Annotated in this window: 14 protein-coding genes and 1 pseudogene; 5 read left to right on the forward strand and 10 right to left on the reverse strand. The window is 62.7% G+C overall.

All coding sequences use genetic code 11. From position 1 onward, the window contains the following. Window positions 1–408: 408 nt before the first annotated feature. The gene (locus ACZ0AV_RS06095; protein WP_499150212.1) at window positions 409–633 is read left to right on the forward strand and encodes a PLD nuclease N-terminal domain-containing protein; all 225 of its coding nucleotides are present in this window, start codon (window positions 409–411) and stop codon (window positions 631–633) included. A 92-nt stretch (window positions 634–725) separates the two neighbouring features. Continuing rightward, window positions 726–989 carry a DUF1652 domain-containing protein gene (locus ACZ0AV_RS06100; RefSeq protein WP_499150213.1) on the forward strand — a complete coding sequence of 88 codons (264 nt, stop codon included), beginning with the start codon at window positions 726–728 and terminating at the stop codon, window positions 987–989. 9 nt (window positions 990–998) lie between these two features. Here the strand turns inward: ACZ0AV_RS06100 and ACZ0AV_RS06105 are convergent, their stop codons facing one another. Then, window positions 999–1,439, reverse strand: a complete 441-nt coding sequence (locus tag ACZ0AV_RS06105; protein ID WP_499150214.1) for a hypothetical protein — start codon at window positions 1,437–1,439, stop codon at window positions 999–1,001. A 196-nt stretch (window positions 1,440–1,635) separates the two neighbouring features. Here ACZ0AV_RS06105 and ACZ0AV_RS06110 point away from each other — a divergent pair, with 196 nt between their 5' ends. Then, window positions 1,636–1,860 carry a hypothetical protein gene (locus ACZ0AV_RS06110; RefSeq protein WP_499150215.1) on the forward strand — a complete coding sequence of 75 codons (225 nt, stop codon included), beginning with the start codon at window positions 1,636–1,638 and terminating at the stop codon, window positions 1,858–1,860. A 38-nt stretch (window positions 1,861–1,898) separates the two neighbouring features. Here the strand turns inward: ACZ0AV_RS06110 and ACZ0AV_RS06115 are convergent, their stop codons facing one another. The 6 genes from ACZ0AV_RS06115 to ycaC form a co-directional block, all read right to left on the reverse strand. After that, window positions 1,899–2,450: an ATP-dependent Clp protease proteolytic subunit gene (locus ACZ0AV_RS06115; RefSeq protein WP_499150216.1), complete on the reverse strand. Its 552-nt coding sequence runs from the start codon at window positions 2,448–2,450 to the stop codon at window positions 1,899–1,901. 76 nt (window positions 2,451–2,526) lie between these two features. Then, entirely contained in the window at window positions 2,527–3,432 is a 906-nt protein-coding gene (locus tag ACZ0AV_RS06120) for an SDR family oxidoreductase (RefSeq protein WP_499150217.1), read from the reverse strand. Between the two features lie 152 nt (window positions 3,433–3,584). Next, on the reverse strand, window positions 3,585–5,942 hold the full coding sequence (locus ACZ0AV_RS06125) for an FdhF/YdeP family oxidoreductase (RefSeq protein ID WP_499150218.1): 2,358 nt from the start codon (window positions 5,940–5,942) through the stop codon (window positions 3,585–3,587). A gap of 130 nt (window positions 5,943–6,072) precedes the next feature. Continuing rightward, entirely contained in the window at window positions 6,073–6,516 is a 444-nt protein-coding gene (locus ACZ0AV_RS06130; RefSeq protein ID WP_499150219.1) for a DUF421 domain-containing protein, read from the reverse strand. A gap of 10 nt (window positions 6,517–6,526) precedes the next feature. Beyond that, a complete protein-coding gene (locus tag ACZ0AV_RS06135; RefSeq protein WP_499150220.1) occupies window positions 6,527–7,045 on the reverse strand; it encodes a hypothetical protein in 519 nt (172 codons plus the stop codon). Window positions 7,046–7,183: 138 nt separating this feature from the next. Further along, window positions 7,184–7,816: an isochorismate family cysteine hydrolase YcaC gene (ycaC, locus tag ACZ0AV_RS06140; protein WP_499150221.1), complete on the reverse strand. Its 633-nt coding sequence runs from the start codon at window positions 7,814–7,816 to the stop codon at window positions 7,184–7,186. A 160-nt stretch (window positions 7,817–7,976) separates the two neighbouring features. Between ycaC and ACZ0AV_RS06145 the strand changes: the two genes are divergently transcribed. Further along, window positions 7,977–8,882, forward strand: a complete 906-nt coding sequence (locus ACZ0AV_RS06145) for a LysR substrate-binding domain-containing protein (RefSeq protein WP_499150222.1) — start codon at window positions 7,977–7,979, stop codon at window positions 8,880–8,882. A gap of 72 nt (window positions 8,883–8,954) precedes the next feature. Here the strand turns inward: ACZ0AV_RS06145 and ACZ0AV_RS06150 are convergent, their stop codons facing one another. Further along, on the reverse strand, window positions 8,955–9,314 hold the full coding sequence (locus ACZ0AV_RS06150) for a hypothetical protein (RefSeq protein WP_499150223.1): 360 nt from the start codon (window positions 9,312–9,314) through the stop codon (window positions 8,955–8,957). After that, window positions 9,301–9,774, reverse strand: a complete 474-nt coding sequence (locus ACZ0AV_RS06155) for a hypothetical protein (RefSeq protein WP_499150224.1) — start codon at window positions 9,772–9,774, stop codon at window positions 9,301–9,303. The genes ACZ0AV_RS06150 and ACZ0AV_RS06155 overlap by 14 nt, the downstream gene beginning before the upstream one ends. A gap of 131 nt (window positions 9,775–9,905) precedes the next feature. Here ACZ0AV_RS06155 and ACZ0AV_RS06160 point away from each other — a divergent pair. Then, window positions 9,906–10,460: pseudogene (locus ACZ0AV_RS06160) on the forward strand (nucleotidyltransferase family protein). Window positions 10,461–10,819: 359 nt separating this feature from the next. Here the strand turns inward: ACZ0AV_RS06160 and hrpA are convergent. Beyond that, complete coding sequence (gene hrpA, locus ACZ0AV_RS06165) at window positions 10,820–14,923, reverse strand: ATP-dependent RNA helicase HrpA (RefSeq protein WP_499150225.1); 4,104 nt, start codon at window positions 14,921–14,923, stop codon at window positions 10,820–10,822. Window positions 14,924–14,928 lie beyond the last annotated feature (5 nt).

The raw sequence follows: 14,928 nt of genomic DNA on the forward strand, positions 1-14,928 counted from the left end.
GTTGCCAATAGCCTTTGCATCACACATGCCAACTTCCCAATAACCGGCCAGGCCCCGATTCATGTGGCCCGCCTGGCTGCTGTACGCAATACACCAATGCAGAATGCATGAATGTCTATTTATTAAACAGGCAAGGTGCATGCACCGAAACACACGCCGTGATATCACGATAACAGCACCCGAGTCGTAGACTTGACCGCTTATCCGCCGCCCCTGTTCTTCAGGCGAACTTAATCTGAACCGACACTTCGTAATTATCAGGGCGTCGTACTTCCGAACGGGCCCTACCGGTACCCTGGTCTGCTGTGGATTCACCACGACGACCACGCAAAACAGCGTACTGGAGCCTCCACGGGTATGCGCCTGATCAGGCTTGCCCTCTACAACCAAGAACGAAGGAGACCAACCATGGGCGATCCCTCTGTGTATTTCTGGCTGGGTGCCATCGTCGTCATCGCTTTCGTTGACTTCGTGGCCATCATGAACTTGTGGCGCAGTGAGAAGAGTTCCAACACGCGCCTGATGTGGACCTTGCTTATTATCCTGCTGCCGGTAGTCGGGCTGATAGCCTGGGGTATCGCGGGACCGCGTGGCATGCCCAAGCCGCCGTCGTCACCCGAGCAAAGCAAATAGCGCATCAAACTTCGCTAATTGACAACACCATTCATTCAGCCACTATAGCGGCCATTTAAGGAGTTATTCCGAGAGTAATTATTGTGGCAACCATGAGATTCCTGGACGCAATGGCGCTGCTGTACAACTATTTCACCCCGCTTGTTGTACAGGCATCTCTGGATACTCCTTCTCGCATGAGCGTGACACTTAAAGAACCCGGTTCCAGCACCTCCATTCATGTCAGTGGCATTCCCTGTAAAACCACCCTGACTCCACTGGAAGTGTTCGAAATCATTCAATTGATCGAAGACCGGGTTCGCCTCGATTGGCCTGACTTGTTCGAACGTCATCGCATGAACAGCATGCGCCGCTGACAGCCTGTATCAGGCATCCGGTACGGCGTTCTGGCGATCCTGGTAGAGCGCCTCCAGCAACACCACCAGCTCGGCCGCCGACGGCACGGTTCGGCCACCCAGCTCATCGCGGACGGCGCCTTCCACGCTGTTGGTGGTCCAGCCGTAGCGGTTCAGCGCGCCGGTCAGCGCCTGGTCATCCAGCCCCTGTTGCATGAGCAGCCGCAGCAAGCTGTCCCACACATCACGCAGATCAGCCTGATGATCACGACCGTCCGGCCACGGGTGACCAACACGTGGTTCGGGGCGCATCTCCGCCACGGTCACCTCGCCTTCGTAGGCTTTCACGAAACCACCCGCCTCGGCCACCCGGCCATCACGCGATGCGCGATGCCAGGCGGCCTGTGCCAGGACTGGCAAGGTGGTTTTGCACTGCAGCTCATCGTCGAGGTAAATCCTGAATTCGCCCATGTGTTTCTCCAGCATCGTGGTTATCGAAGGGTCACGGCATTCGATTCGGGTAGCCCGGAGAGATTCCGATTATCTGCGCCCGCGACGTGCCGAACAGGCCGTTTCGAAGCATCCGGATACAGACCGCAATTAGCTCGAACTCGACCGACCCGATCGGCCTCCTAACTGTAGAACCCATCAGCACCAGGAGTACGCCATGAGCGATTCATCGATCGACCAGACCCCGCCCAACAAACCGGCAGAGGACCTGCAGGGCGACAAGGTCAACGTGGTAAGGAAGGAAAACCAGCGGCCAGGCGAGAACACCGAGACCATCGACCGGGTGATCACCCCGACGTCGATCAAGACCAAGGAACAGGAAGCTGAAAAGATGCGCCAGGCCGCGGACGAAGTGCGACGCAAGGTCGACGGCCAGGCGTGATACCGGCGCCGACCACGCGGCCGGCGCCTTTCAGCAGGTCAGGAATGAACGGCCCACTGCACCGCATTGGCGTCTGCGGTGAGGCAGTTCACTTCATCGATCAGCCCGGCACCCAGCGCCTCTTCGGCATTGATGATGCGTGGCGATGCCGTCAGGCAAGCGACGATATCCAGAGGCTGAGCTGCCGAGCGCGTGCGTTCTTCGACGATGGCGCGATACAGGTGCATGTCGTAATCCAGGCTCATCGCGTATTCGGCCATCCGTGCGTGGTCCACCGAGCCGTTGAGGGTCCAGTGGAACGGGTGGAACAGGAACTTGCTGTACTCGCAGGCCGTGCGCCGGCTGCCGGCGAGGAAGATGATGTTGCCCATCGACTCCACCGTGCCCAGGTTGTGGGTTGTCACCGGAATCGGCAGGGAAACGAGAAAGTTGTACAGCGAAAACCCGTAGCTGCATTCGCCGCCCATGGTGGCGATTTTCAACACGATTTCGCTGGCGCCCTGCTGCAGCGCCTTGGTGCAACTGTCGATCAGTTGCCCACAGGTATTGGAGTTGATCGGCGCAGTGAAATGAACGACATGAGTGGTCATGGTCACCTCTGCTGGTTGTAAGCGTGGTAAGCCGATGTGGCGAAGCCCGCGGCGAGCTGCCACGGGCCTGATGCTGTCAAGGCAGCGGGTTGCCCCCGGTTACCCCAAAGGTTTCGCCAGTGATGTAGCTGGACTCCTGCGATGCCAGCAGCACGTAAAGCGGCGCGCATTCGGCCGGCTGGCCCGGGCGCTTCATCGGCACCTGCGAACCGAAGGTCGGGATCTTTTCGCGAGGCTGGCCGTCGCTGGGCTGCAGTACCGTCCAGATCGGTCCTGGGGCGACCGCGTTGACGCGGATACCCTGCTCGATCACCTGGCTCGACAGCGCCTTGGTGAAGGCGACTATGGCCGCCTTGGTGGACGCATAGTCGAGCAGTGTGCCGGATGGGTCATAGGACTGGATGGACGCCGTGTTGATGATCGCCGCACCGGGCGGCATGTGCGCCACAGCCGCCTTGCACAACCAGAACATCGCATACACGTTGGTCTTGAAGGTGTGGTCGAACTGCTCGGTGGTGATCTCGGAGATATGCTTCTGGGTAATCTGTTTGCCGGCCACGTTGACCAGAATATCCAGGCCGCCCAGGGCCTCGACCGCTTCGTTGACCAGCGACACGCAGAACGCCTCGTCCTTCAGGTCGCCGGGGATGGCCACGGCACGGCGTCCCTCGGCTTCGATCAACTGCACGACTTCCTGCGCATCGGACTCTTCCTCAGGCAGGTAATTGAGCACGATGTCGGCGCCTTCGCGCGCATAGGCAATCGCGGCGGCACGGCCGATACCGGAATCGGCGCCTGTGATCAGCGCCTTGCGACCCGCCAGGCGACCGAAGCCCACATAGCTCTCCTCGCCGTGATCGGGCTCCGGCGTCATCTTGCTGTCGAGGCCTGGCTCCGGCTGATGCTGAGCCGGAAATTCGGGCTGTGGGTACTGGGTCAGTGGGTTCTGCATGGCGTATTGGTTGGAGGTATTGCGAGTCATCGGCTTCTCCTGAGGCTGCGGATAGGAAGCGATTCGCGCCCGGATGGCAACGCTGGAGCCGAGCCGGGACGAAAATCGCAGCGTCTGAATTAGGAAGGAACCCCGCCGTTTGAAGTTCAAACCTTCCGAGCAGTGGCCCGTGAGGTCCGCCCCTAACGCTGTGACGCGATGACAGCGGACTGTTGCGGACGGACATCTCCCGGCGCACTTGCAGTGCTTGGGGCAAGCGTCACAGGAACAGACTTGGCCGCCGGCACCTTGCTGCGCTTCGCGTGGTGCCACAGCGGCACCAGCGGGTTGCACTCCGGGTAGTACGCCGCGCAGCAGCCCTGGGGGATGTCGTAGGCGAGGACCTGCAGCGGTCCGACCCGGCGTTCGACCTCCGGCTCGATGGCAGTGGTCACGTCTACCCAGCTACCCGCAGCCAGGCCGAGGCGCACGATGTCGTCGGTGTTCATGAAGATCACCGAGCGGGTGCCGTGCACACCGCGAAAGCGGTCGTTGTAGCCGTATATGGTGGTGTTGAACTGGTCGTTGCTGCGGATCGTCATCAGCTGCAGCACGTCGCGGCGAACATAAGACGCCTGCACGTCGTCGTCAGCAATCAGCTGTTCGGGCGTCACGAACTGCGCCTTGCCACTCTCGGTCGCCCACTCGCGCTTGGCCGCGCCGAGCGGCCGGTGGAAGCCACCCGGTTCCCACATGCGCCGCTCGAAGTCATGAAAAATCTCTGGATAGACTGCGGCGATCGCCTTGCGGACCAGCGAATAATCGCGGCGCCAGGCCTCCCAGTCGATGCCGACCGGCGTCGTCAGCGTGGCTCGCGCCAACCCGGCGATGATCGCCGGCTCCGAGCGCAGGTGCTCGCTGGCCGGCTCGCTATTGCCGCGCCAGCCATGGATGCAACCGGTGCTGTCCTCGGTGCTGTGGGCCTGCTCGATGCCGTCCTGGCGGTCGATTTCGATACGCCCCAGGCACGGCAGTAGCCAGGCGTGCTCACCCGGTAGCAGATGGGAATGATTGAGTTTGGTCGCCACCTGCACGTTGAGCGCAAGGCGCTGCCAGGCGGGCTCCATCAAGGTGGTGTCCGGCACCGCGCGCAGGAAGTTGCCACCCAGGCTGACGAAGCCTCGGATGCGGCCCTCGAGCATGCCGTTGCAGGCGTCCACGGTAGACACGCCCATCTGCTCGGGCACCTTGAAGTTGAAGTGCTGTTCGATCAGCTCCACTGGCACCTTGGCTGGGTCCTCGCTGATGCCCACGGTACGCTGGCCCTGCACGTTGGAATGCCCGCGCACCGGGCAGATTCCCGCACCGGGCTTGCCGATGTTGCCGCGCAGCAGCAACAGGTTCACCAGCATCTGCACGTTCTGCACACCCTGGCGGTGCTGGGTCAGCCCCATGCCGTAGATGATCATCACCCGCTGCGCCTGGGCGTAGACGGTCGCGGTCGCCTCCATGGCAGCGCGGGTCAGCCCGGTAATCGACTCCAGCGCGGCCCAGTCCTGCGCGCGCACATAACGCAGGAATTGCTCGGCACCTGCGGTATGGCTGGCGATGAATGCCTCGTCCAGAACCCCAGGCTGGCCACGCTGCAATGCTGCATCGTGCATGTCCAGCAGCGCCTTGCTGATACCGGTGATCGCAGCGGTATCACCGCCAATGCACACCTGGTGGTACTGGGTGCTGATCTGCGTGGTGTTGGGGCCGAGCATTTCACCAGGCGACTGCGGGTTGACGAACTCCTGCAGGCCACGCTCCTTGAGCGGATTGAAGGTGATGATCGGCACATCACGCTGCCGCGCTTCCTGCAGCTGGTGGAGCATGCGCGGGCTGTTGCTGCCGACGTTCTGGCCGAAGAACAGGATGCAGTCGGTGTGTTCGAAATCGTTCAGCGTCACGGTGCCGACCGGCACGCCAATGCTCTCCTGCAGCCCCACGGAAGTGCTCTCGTGGCACATGTTGGAACTGTCCGGCAGGTTGTTGGTGCCATAGGCGCGGGCGAACAGCTGGTACATGAACGAAGCCTCCAGCGAGGCGCGCCCGGAGGCGTAAAAGACCACCTCGTCCGGCTGCATCGCCCGCAGGCTGGCACCGATCTGCTGGTAGGCGGTTTCCCAGCTGGTTTGCTCGTAGCGGTCGCTGGCGGGGTTGTAACGCAGCGGATGGGTCAGCCGGCCGTGCTGCTCCAGCGCATGGGCAGACCAGTTGCGCAACTCGCTCACACTGTGCTCGGCAAAGAACGCCGGACTGGTGCGCTTCGCGGTCAGCTCCCAGGCCGTGGCCTTGGCACCGTTTTCACAGAACTCGAAGGGATGGGTGTCGTCGGGTTTGGCCCACGCACAGCTGACGCAGGCGAAGCCGGAGGGTTTGTTCTGCCTGATCAGCGCCGCACCGATCTTCAACGGCGCCTGCTCGCGCAAGACGATATCGGTGACGGACTTAGCCGAACCCCAGCCACCGGCAGCATGGGTATAAGGTCGGTAGCGGGTTTTCGAATCGGTCAGCATTACCCTCTCCTGCACGTGGTCTGTACAGGTACGACGAAGCCGTGTCGGCAAAGGTTCGGGTAAACGGCCCTGCGGTCTGGGAGGCGGTTCATGACCGTTTGTGTCCTGCGTGATCAAGCGAAACGGCGCTTCATTCGGTGGGGATGATGGAAATCTTGCCGTTCTTTTCGATGATCGCGAACTTGATCTGCTCCAGGCGCTCCAGCCCCTGTTTCTCGCGTGCCGACTCGAGGATGTCCTCGATCCGCAGGTGCGCTGCGCGCAGCCGCCCCTCGAGCGGCCGACCATGCTCGACCACTATGACTGGCGAGCCTTCGAGCCAGAGATCGAAGCGCGGCCACCGCCACTTCAGGCGTGACAGCCCGACATCGATGGCCAGCAAGGTGGCGATCACCAGCACCGCATTGGTCAGCGAAAAGTCGTCACCGAGCAGCGCCTGCTGGGTGGCCTCGCCGATGATCAGCAACAGCACGAAATCGAACAGCGTCAGTTCGCTCAACGAACGGCGGCCGGAGAACTTGAAGAGGATCATCAGGACGACGTAGATCGCCGCCGCTCGCAGTACCGCATCCATCGTGCAGCCCTCAGGGGTAGATGAATTGGCGCAGCGGCACCGTTTCACCGGCCACGCCGACCTGGGAGTCGAACAGCCCGACGCCGTCGGCCCGCAATGACAGGTAGAGGCGCGCACGGCCGTTGGCATCGGGCTGCACGCTGAACACCAGGCCATCGCGCAGGGAGGCGCTGACCAGCGGCTGCGGGTACAGGCTTTCCAGGGTGGTGTTGTCGAACTGCTCGCCGGTCAGGGTAATCTTCACCGGGGCATCGCCGGCTTGGCGGGCTTCGATAACCATCGAGGTGGTGGCGCCGTTGCGCAGGAATCGCTCGTATTCCACTTGCAGCCCGTGGCCTGGGCTCGCGCGCACGCTGTCGCTGAGCAGCCCGTTGGAGAACGCCCCCAGCAGGGTGAGCACGACGATAGCGGCCAGCACTACGCACCCTAACTGCTCGACGAACCAGAAGCGCTGCTGCACGCGCATGTTTTCTTCGACGGGAACACAACGGCTTTTAAGCTCGTGCGGATTGAGCTGTGATCGGCTCATGCCAATGACCTCCCAGGGGCCTATAAAGGAGTGACCGCCCCGGCAAACGCTCGGTTCGAACAATCACTGCGGTACAGGCACCGGAACGAAAACAGGCACGTCACGGGAAGTGCCTGCTCTCCTGGAAAGGCGCAGCGCTTAGCGGTTGCCGGTCAGCGCGTTGTAGCTGGTCATCAGGTTGCGGTAGTCGGGGATGTGGTCAGAACAGATTTTCGCCAGCCCTTCCACATCATTGCGCCAGTCGCGGTGCAGCTCGCAGGCCACGCCGAACCAGTTCATCAGTTGCGCACCGGCTGTCGACATGCGGTTCCAGGCGGCATCACGGGTGATCGGGTTGAACGTGCCCGAGGCGTCAGTCACCACGAACACATCGAAGCCTTCTTCCAGCGCCGAGAGCGCCGGGAACGCCACGCAGACTTCGGTCACCACGCCGGCGATGATCAGCTGCTTCTTGCCGGTGGCCTTGATCGCCTTGACGAAATCCTCGTTGTCCCAGGCGTTGATCTGGCCAGGGCGCGCAATGTATGGCGCGTCCGGGAACATCTCCTTGAGCTCGGGGACCAGCGGGCCGTTGGGGCCGGTTTCGAAGCTGGTGGTGAGGATGGTCGGCAGGTTGAAGAACTTGGCCAGGTCCGCCAGGGCCAGCACGTTGTTCTTGAATTTGTCCGGCTCGATATCGCGCACCAGGGAGAGCAGGCCGGCCTGGTGATCGACCAGCAGAACGGCAGCGTTGTCTTTGTCCAGGCGATTGTAGGTGTAGGAAGTGGTCATGGCGCGGTCCTCGATTTTCAGTAGGCTGCCGAGTCGTTCGGCTGAAGTTGGTTGGTGTCGTGCAGTTGTCGCTGCCTGTGGTAAAGATTAAATTCGACACCCTTCTCGCACCAGACGGCAAAAATCGTCTACAGCGTTCCATTATTAGAACGGATGATTTATGGAAGATCTAAACACGCTCTACTACTTCACCCAGGTGGTGGAGCACGGCGGCTTCGCACCGGCCGGGCGTGCACTGGACATCCCCAAATCGAAACTCAGCCGGCGCATCGCCCTGCTCGAAGAACGCCTCGGCGTGCGCCTGCTGCACCGCACCAGCCGGCATTGTTCGCTGACCGAGATCGGCCAGGAGTATTACCAGCGCTGCGTGGCCATGCGCGTGGAGGCGGAAGGCGCCGCCGAGGTGATCGAACGCAACCTCGCCGAGCCTCGCGGCCTGGTACGTCTGGCGTGCCCTACCACCCTGCTCAACTCCTGGGTCGGGCCGATGCTGACCCGCTTCATGCTGCGCTACCCGGCCGTTGAGCTGTTCATCGAGAGCACCAACCGCCGCGTCGACCTGCTCCACGAAGGCTTCGACATCGCCCTGCGGGTGCGCTTCCCGCCGCTGGAAAACACCGACATGGTGATGAAGGTGCTCGGCAACAGCCGGCAATGCCTGGTGGGCCGCCCGGATTTTCTGGCGCAGCTACCGAAAGACTTTTCACCCGAAGACCTCGGCACGCTACCAAGCCTGCACTGGGGTAGCTCGCAGCGTGAGTACCAATGGGAACTGCTCGGCCCCGAGAACGCCAAGCGGGTCATTGCGCATCGCCCGCGCATGGTCACCGACGACCTGATCGCCCTGCGCCACGGCGCCCTGGCTGGCGTCGGTATCGCCCACGTACCGAGGGTCGCGGTGCGTGAAGACCTGGACGCCGGCACCCTGGTGGAAATGCTCCCGGGCTGGGAACCCAAGTGCGGCATCGTCCACGCCATCTTCCCGTCCCGCCGTGGCCTGCTGCCATCGGTGCGTACGCTGATCGATTTTCTGGCCGAGGAGTTTCGCGAGAGCGATATGGCGTGAGTCAGCTGCTCTGGCCCACGCTGCCAAAGGGTGGGCAACCAGGCACGACGCCCTGCCCCTGGCTACCGACTCTTAAACGCCGGGGTGAAGCTGCGATGCCGCGAGGCCGAACACCGCCGCCAGCACAATCAGCAGCACCAGATTGAGCAGGATGCGCCGCCCCTTGGAAAACCCGAAAAACTCCTTGGCGACACTTCCTGCAAACACCAATGCCACGGCCAGAAACGCCGGCATGGATACCAACCAGTCGGCGACTTGGCTGTTCATCAGCAGCGCGCTGTCCGGGTAAAGCCCCTGGCTGATCGCCATGTAATCGGGCCTTGCATCGACGAGCCCCCAGTACGCCGCCACGGTGATCAGTTGCAGCACAAGCAGGATCAGGTTGCAGAAGGTCTTCAGCCGGGGGAAGCGCCCCACGTCACGGCTGTGCACAGAGCGCGCTCCCGTTCTGGGTCTTGCCCATCATGTCCTTGATCACGCCACGAATCTTGGTGTCCGCCAGTTGCCCACCCTTGGACTCGACCTTGATGCGGCTGAGCGAGAACGTGGACTCGTTGTTCGAATCGAAGATGGTGAAATTCACGTCCACGGTACCGCTGAATGCCAGCGTACCCTTCAGCTCCACCTCACCCAACTCGCCAACCAGTGAAGAGCGGCTGCACAACCAGGCGTGCTTGGTGGTGTCGATCTTCATCCACGCCGTTTCAATATGCCCGGCGATCAACGTGCCGCTGTTGCCACCTATTTCGACACCGGAGGCAATGCCAAAGGTCTGCGGCTGGTCGTTGCTGGAACGTCTTAGCTGGATATAAACGCCGCTGAACAGGCTGAAACCAATGCTGGTCTTGGGCAGCGCTGCGCCAATACCGCTGGCCAGTATCTTCATTTCCATCACATGCTCCTTATGTGTACGCAGGTCGGTGGCGATGTCGCTGAACAAGCATGACCGAGCCACACGCAGTCCACCGTGAATGACCACGCACAAAGTAAATAAATCCCTGGTGCGCCTGATACGATTCGCCCATGAACCACCTCACCTGCATTCAGACTCTGCTCAGCACCGACGAACATCGCTGGCGAATACTGCAGCACCTGCGCGACCTGCACCTGCCAGATGGCTGGGTGGCCGCGGGCTTCCTACGTAGTGCTGTCTGGGATCGCCTGCACGAGCGGACGCATTCACCCTTGCCGCCTGACATCGATGTGATCTGGTTCGATACGGGCAGGGCGTCGCAAGAGCAAGACAGCGAGCTGGAAGCCCGATTGCAGCGCATCGACAACACGCTGAACTGGTCGGTGAAGAACCAAGCACGCATGCACTTGCGCAATGGTGATCGACCTTATGCATCAGCGACGGATGCAATGAGGTACTGGCCCGAGACCGCAACGGCAGTCGCGGTACGCCTCGATACCAACGACGAACTGTAGATTGCCGCGCCATTTGGCCTGGAAGACCTGTTCGACCTCGTGGTACGGCCAGCCGGGAAGTTTCGAGACGAGAAAAGGCACCTGTTTCTGGAGCGCCTGCAAAGCAAACAGTGGCGAGCCAGATGGCCTGATCTGACCGTGATCGACTAAGCCATCCTTACCATGCAAGCCGCCTGGGTCGAGCGCAGCGTTACCGAGGGCCAGGTCGACGCGCCTGCCCATGGGCCTGGCCGTACGGTGGACAACGCTTTTATTGCGTTCCAGCCCTGTAGGGTGGATCTCGCTTCACCGATCCACCATGGCGGATGTAAGGAGCGACACCCGCCGCCCTACGGACCTGCGCGGCAGTTGCAACCGTGCAGAACGTGCATCCGTCATTTCGCGCGCATGACGCGCTCCCACAAAGGACAAAACGGGACTGCCCGGTAGCCTGGGTTGAACGCAGCGACACCCAGGACGATTTCCCGGGTGTCGCTATGCTCGACCCTGGCTACAAAAGCGCCAGGCGATCAACCCTCGACCTGGCTCCACTGCTTGTTCAGGCGCTTGTCCGACACGGCCATCTTGGTGCCCAACTGCTGGGCCCAGAGCGACACACGGTATTCCTCGAGCATCCAGCGATAGGTCTGCAGTTCGGCGTCGCGCTTGCCTTCCTGCAGGTGTTTGCCGAGGCGCGCCTGGTATTGCTCCCAGTAGCCCGCCAACTCGCCGCTCCACACCCGGTCGCGTTGCAATTGCGCGGCGATCTTGTCGAAGCGTTGTTCGATGGCCTTGAGGTAGCGCGGCACTTCCTTGAGCCATTCAGCGGGCGTTTCACGGACGAAGCCGGGATACACCAGATTGCCCAGCTGCGCCTTGATGTCGTTGAGCGCCACGGCCTGGGCCAGGTCGATCTTGCCCTTGAAGCGCTTCTGCAGGCCGTGCCACAGCTTGAGAATCTCCAGGGTCAGGCGCGCCAGCCGCTCGGCGTGATCGGCCCAGGCGCCGCGTTTTTTCTCGGCCAGGGCGGCCAATGCGGCGCCGTCGCGCGGTAGCGGCTGCTCGCCTTCGAGGATGCAGCTGTCGAGGCTGGCCAGCAGGATGTCTTCGACCAGCGCATCGACGCGGCCCAGGTCGCGGTGCAGCAGGCCCAGCTCGGTCAGGCCCGGCAGTTTGCCGCGCAGGAACTTGGCCGGCTCCGCCAGCTGTTGCAGCAACAGGCGCTGTAGGCCGCGGCGGTGCTGGAACTCTGCTTCGGCCTGGGTCGGGAAGCGCCCCTCTTTGACCACACCAGCATCTTCCACCAGCGCCGGGAACACCGTCATGGAAAGCCCGGCGACCTTTTGCTGGGTCTTCTCGGCGACCTGGGCGAAGCCTTTGGCTTCTACCGGCTTCTGCACTTTGTCGGCTTGCGGGATGGCCAGCGCGGCCTGGCTGGCTTCGGCAAAGCGCGCGGTCAGCTCGGCCAGGTCACGGCCTTCGCCGAGGGGCTTGCCGTGGGTGTCGACCACTTCGATGTTCATCTTCAGGTGGTGTTCGAGCTGGCGGGTCGCCTCGACCCATGCCTCTCCATCGATCCGCGCGCCGGTCATGCGCTGCAGTTCACGACCGAGGTTTTCCGGCAGGCTGCCCTGGCCGAAGGTCAACTTGCTCAGGGCCGCGCCGACGAAGTCCGGCACCGGCACGAAGTTCTTGCGCAGCGCCTTGGGCAGACCGCGCACCAGGTCGATGGCCTTGGCCTCGATCAGCCCCGGCACCAACCACTCCAGGCGCTCGCCCGGCAGTTGCGGCAACAGCGGCGCGGGTACCCGCAGGGTCACGCCGTCGCGGGGGTGGTTGGGCTCGAAGTGGTAGGTCAGCGGCAACTGCAGCTCGCCAATATGCAGGGTGTCCGGGTACTGGGAGGCGGTGACTTCCAGCGCCTCACGGGCCAGCACATCCTCCTCGCGCATCATCAGCAGTTGCGGGTCCTTGGCACTCTCGCGCTTGTACCAGCTCTCGAAGGTCGCGGTCTGGTAGATGTCCTGGGGAATACGCGCCTCGTAGTAGGCGAACAGGGTTTCCTCGTCGGCGAGGATGTCGCGGCGGCGCGCCTTGGCTTCCAGTTCGTCGAGCTTTTCCAGCAGCACGCGGTTGGCGCTCAGGCACTTGGTGCGGCTGTTGATTTCGCCACGCACCAGCCCCTCGCGGATGAACAGTTCACGGGACGCCAGCGGGTCGATGGGCCCGTAATGCACGGGACGCCGACCGACCACGATCATGCCGTACAGGGTGACTTGTTCGTACGCCACCACCTGGCCGCGCTTCTTCTCCCAGTGCGGCTCGAAGTGGTTCTTCTTGATCAGGTGACCGGCCAGCGGCTCGATCCAGTCCGGCTCGATCTTGGCGACCTGGCGGGCGAACAGCTTGGTGGTCTCGACCAGCTCGGCGGCCATGATCCAGTTGGGCTTCTTGCGGCCGATCACCGACGACGGATGCACCCAGAAGCGCCGCTGGCGGGCACCCAGGAAGTCGCCCTCCTCGGTCTTCTGGCCGATCTGGCTGAGCAGGCCGCTGAGGATCGCCTTGTGCACGGCCGCGTAGCCCTTGGCACGCTGCGCCGCTTCGTTGGCCTCGGCCTGCTCGCGCAGGATCACGTTGACCTTGGTGTCGGTGGTCGGCGCCGCACGCTCGCCTTTCTCGTAGGGCGTACTGCCGGAGCCGTCCACCTTGGCGGACAAGCCTGCGGCGTTGTCCACCCTACGCACGTCATGAGTTTGGGAAGCTGATGACGTGCCGGGCGCCAGTTGCAGATCCTTGGCCAGCAGCACCAGCTGGCGATGGGCATCACGCCACTCGCGCAGGCGCATGTAGTTGAGGAAATTCTTCTTGCACCAACTGCGCAGCGGGTTGGCACCGAGCTCCTGGCGTTTCTCCTCGAAGCCGCGCCACAGGTTGATCAGCGCGGCGAAGTCGGAATCCACATCCTTCCATTGCGCGTGGGCCTGATCAGCCGCCTGCTGGCGGTCCATCGGCCGCTCACGCGGGTCCTGCACCGACAGGGCACTGGCGACGATCAGCAGTTCCGGCAAGCTGCCGAGCTTGGCCGCCTCGAGCACCATGCGTCCCAGGCGCGGGTCGATGGGCAGGCGCGCCAGTTGGCGGCCCAGCGGGGTCAGTTGCCCTTCGCGATTGACCGCGGACAGCTCCTGCAGCAGGTTGAAGCCATCGCTGATGGCCTTGCCATCCGGCGGTTCGATGAAGGGGAAATCCTCGATGCTGCCCAGGCGCAGATGCAGCATCTGCAGGATCACCGCCGCCAGGTTGGTACGCAGGATTTCCGGATCGGTAAATGCCGGCCGACCGAGGAAATCCTCCTCACTGTACAAGCGCACGCAGATGCCCGGTTCGACCCGCCCGCAACGGCCCTTGCGCTGGTTGGCGCTGGCCTGGGAAACCGCCTCGATGGGCAGGCGCTGCACCTTGGCGCGGTAGCTGTAACGGCTGATCCGCGCGGTACCGCTGTCGATCACGTAACGAATGCCTGGCACCGTCAGCGAGGTTTCCGCGACGTTGGTGGCCAGCACGATCTTGCGCCCGGCCATGGGCGCGAAAATCTTCTGCTGCTCGGCCGGTGTCAGCCGCGCATACAAGGGCAGCACTTCGGTGAAGCGCAGGTTGGCCTTGCGCAGCACCTCGGCGGCATCACGAATCTCACGTTCGCCCGGCAGGAAGATCAACACGTCGCCGGGGCGCTGGCCGACACTTTTCTCATGGGCGTCGATCTCGTCCAGCGCGGCGAGAATGCCCTGATCGACGGTGAGGTCGTCAAGCAGGCGCTCACCCTCCTCGTCCACTTCGGCAGCCAGCGGCCGGTACCAGGTTTCCACCGGATAGGTACGACCGGATACTTCGACGATGGGCGCGTCCGGAAGGCCGGCCCCACCAAAATGCTTGCTGAAACGCTCCAGGTCGATGGTCGCCGAGGTGATGATCACCTTGAGGTCGGGGCGGCGCGGCAGCAGGGTCTTCAGGTAACCGAGCAGGAAGTCGATGTTGAGACTGCGTTCGTGGGCCTCGTCGACGATGATGGTGTCGTACTTCTCCAGAAAACGGTCGTGCTGGGTTTCCGCGAGCAGAATGCCGTCGGTCATCAGCTTGATCAGCGACGTGTCCTTGCTCTGGTCCTCGAAACGCACCTGATAGCCGACCAGTTCGCCCAACGGCGTACCGATCTCCTCGGCCACCCGCGTCGCCACACTGCGCGCCGCCAGTCGCCGCGGCTGGGTGTGGCCGATCAGCCCATGCTGCCCACGCCCGATTTCCAGGCAGATCTTCGGTAACTGGGTGGTCTTGCCCGAACCGGTCTCGCCGGCAATCACCAGTACCTGGTGCTTGGCCAGCGCCGCCTTGATCTCGTCGCGTTTGGCCGCGATTGGCAAGGCATCGTCGTAGCGCATCACCGGCACGCTCAGACGCCGCGCCTCGACCTTGGCACAGGACGCCTGAAAGCGTGCCAACCACTGCGCCTGCCTGGCCTCGTCAGGTTGCTTGTGCAACTCGTGCAGTTGCCGGCGCAAGCGATGGCGGTCAGCGATCATGGCGTGATCGAGGTTGTTCTGCAGGGCGGCGAAATCGAAGGGGGCGTCGGTCATCAGGC

It is taken from the genome of Pseudomonas sp. AC532, from assembly GCF_979258965.1.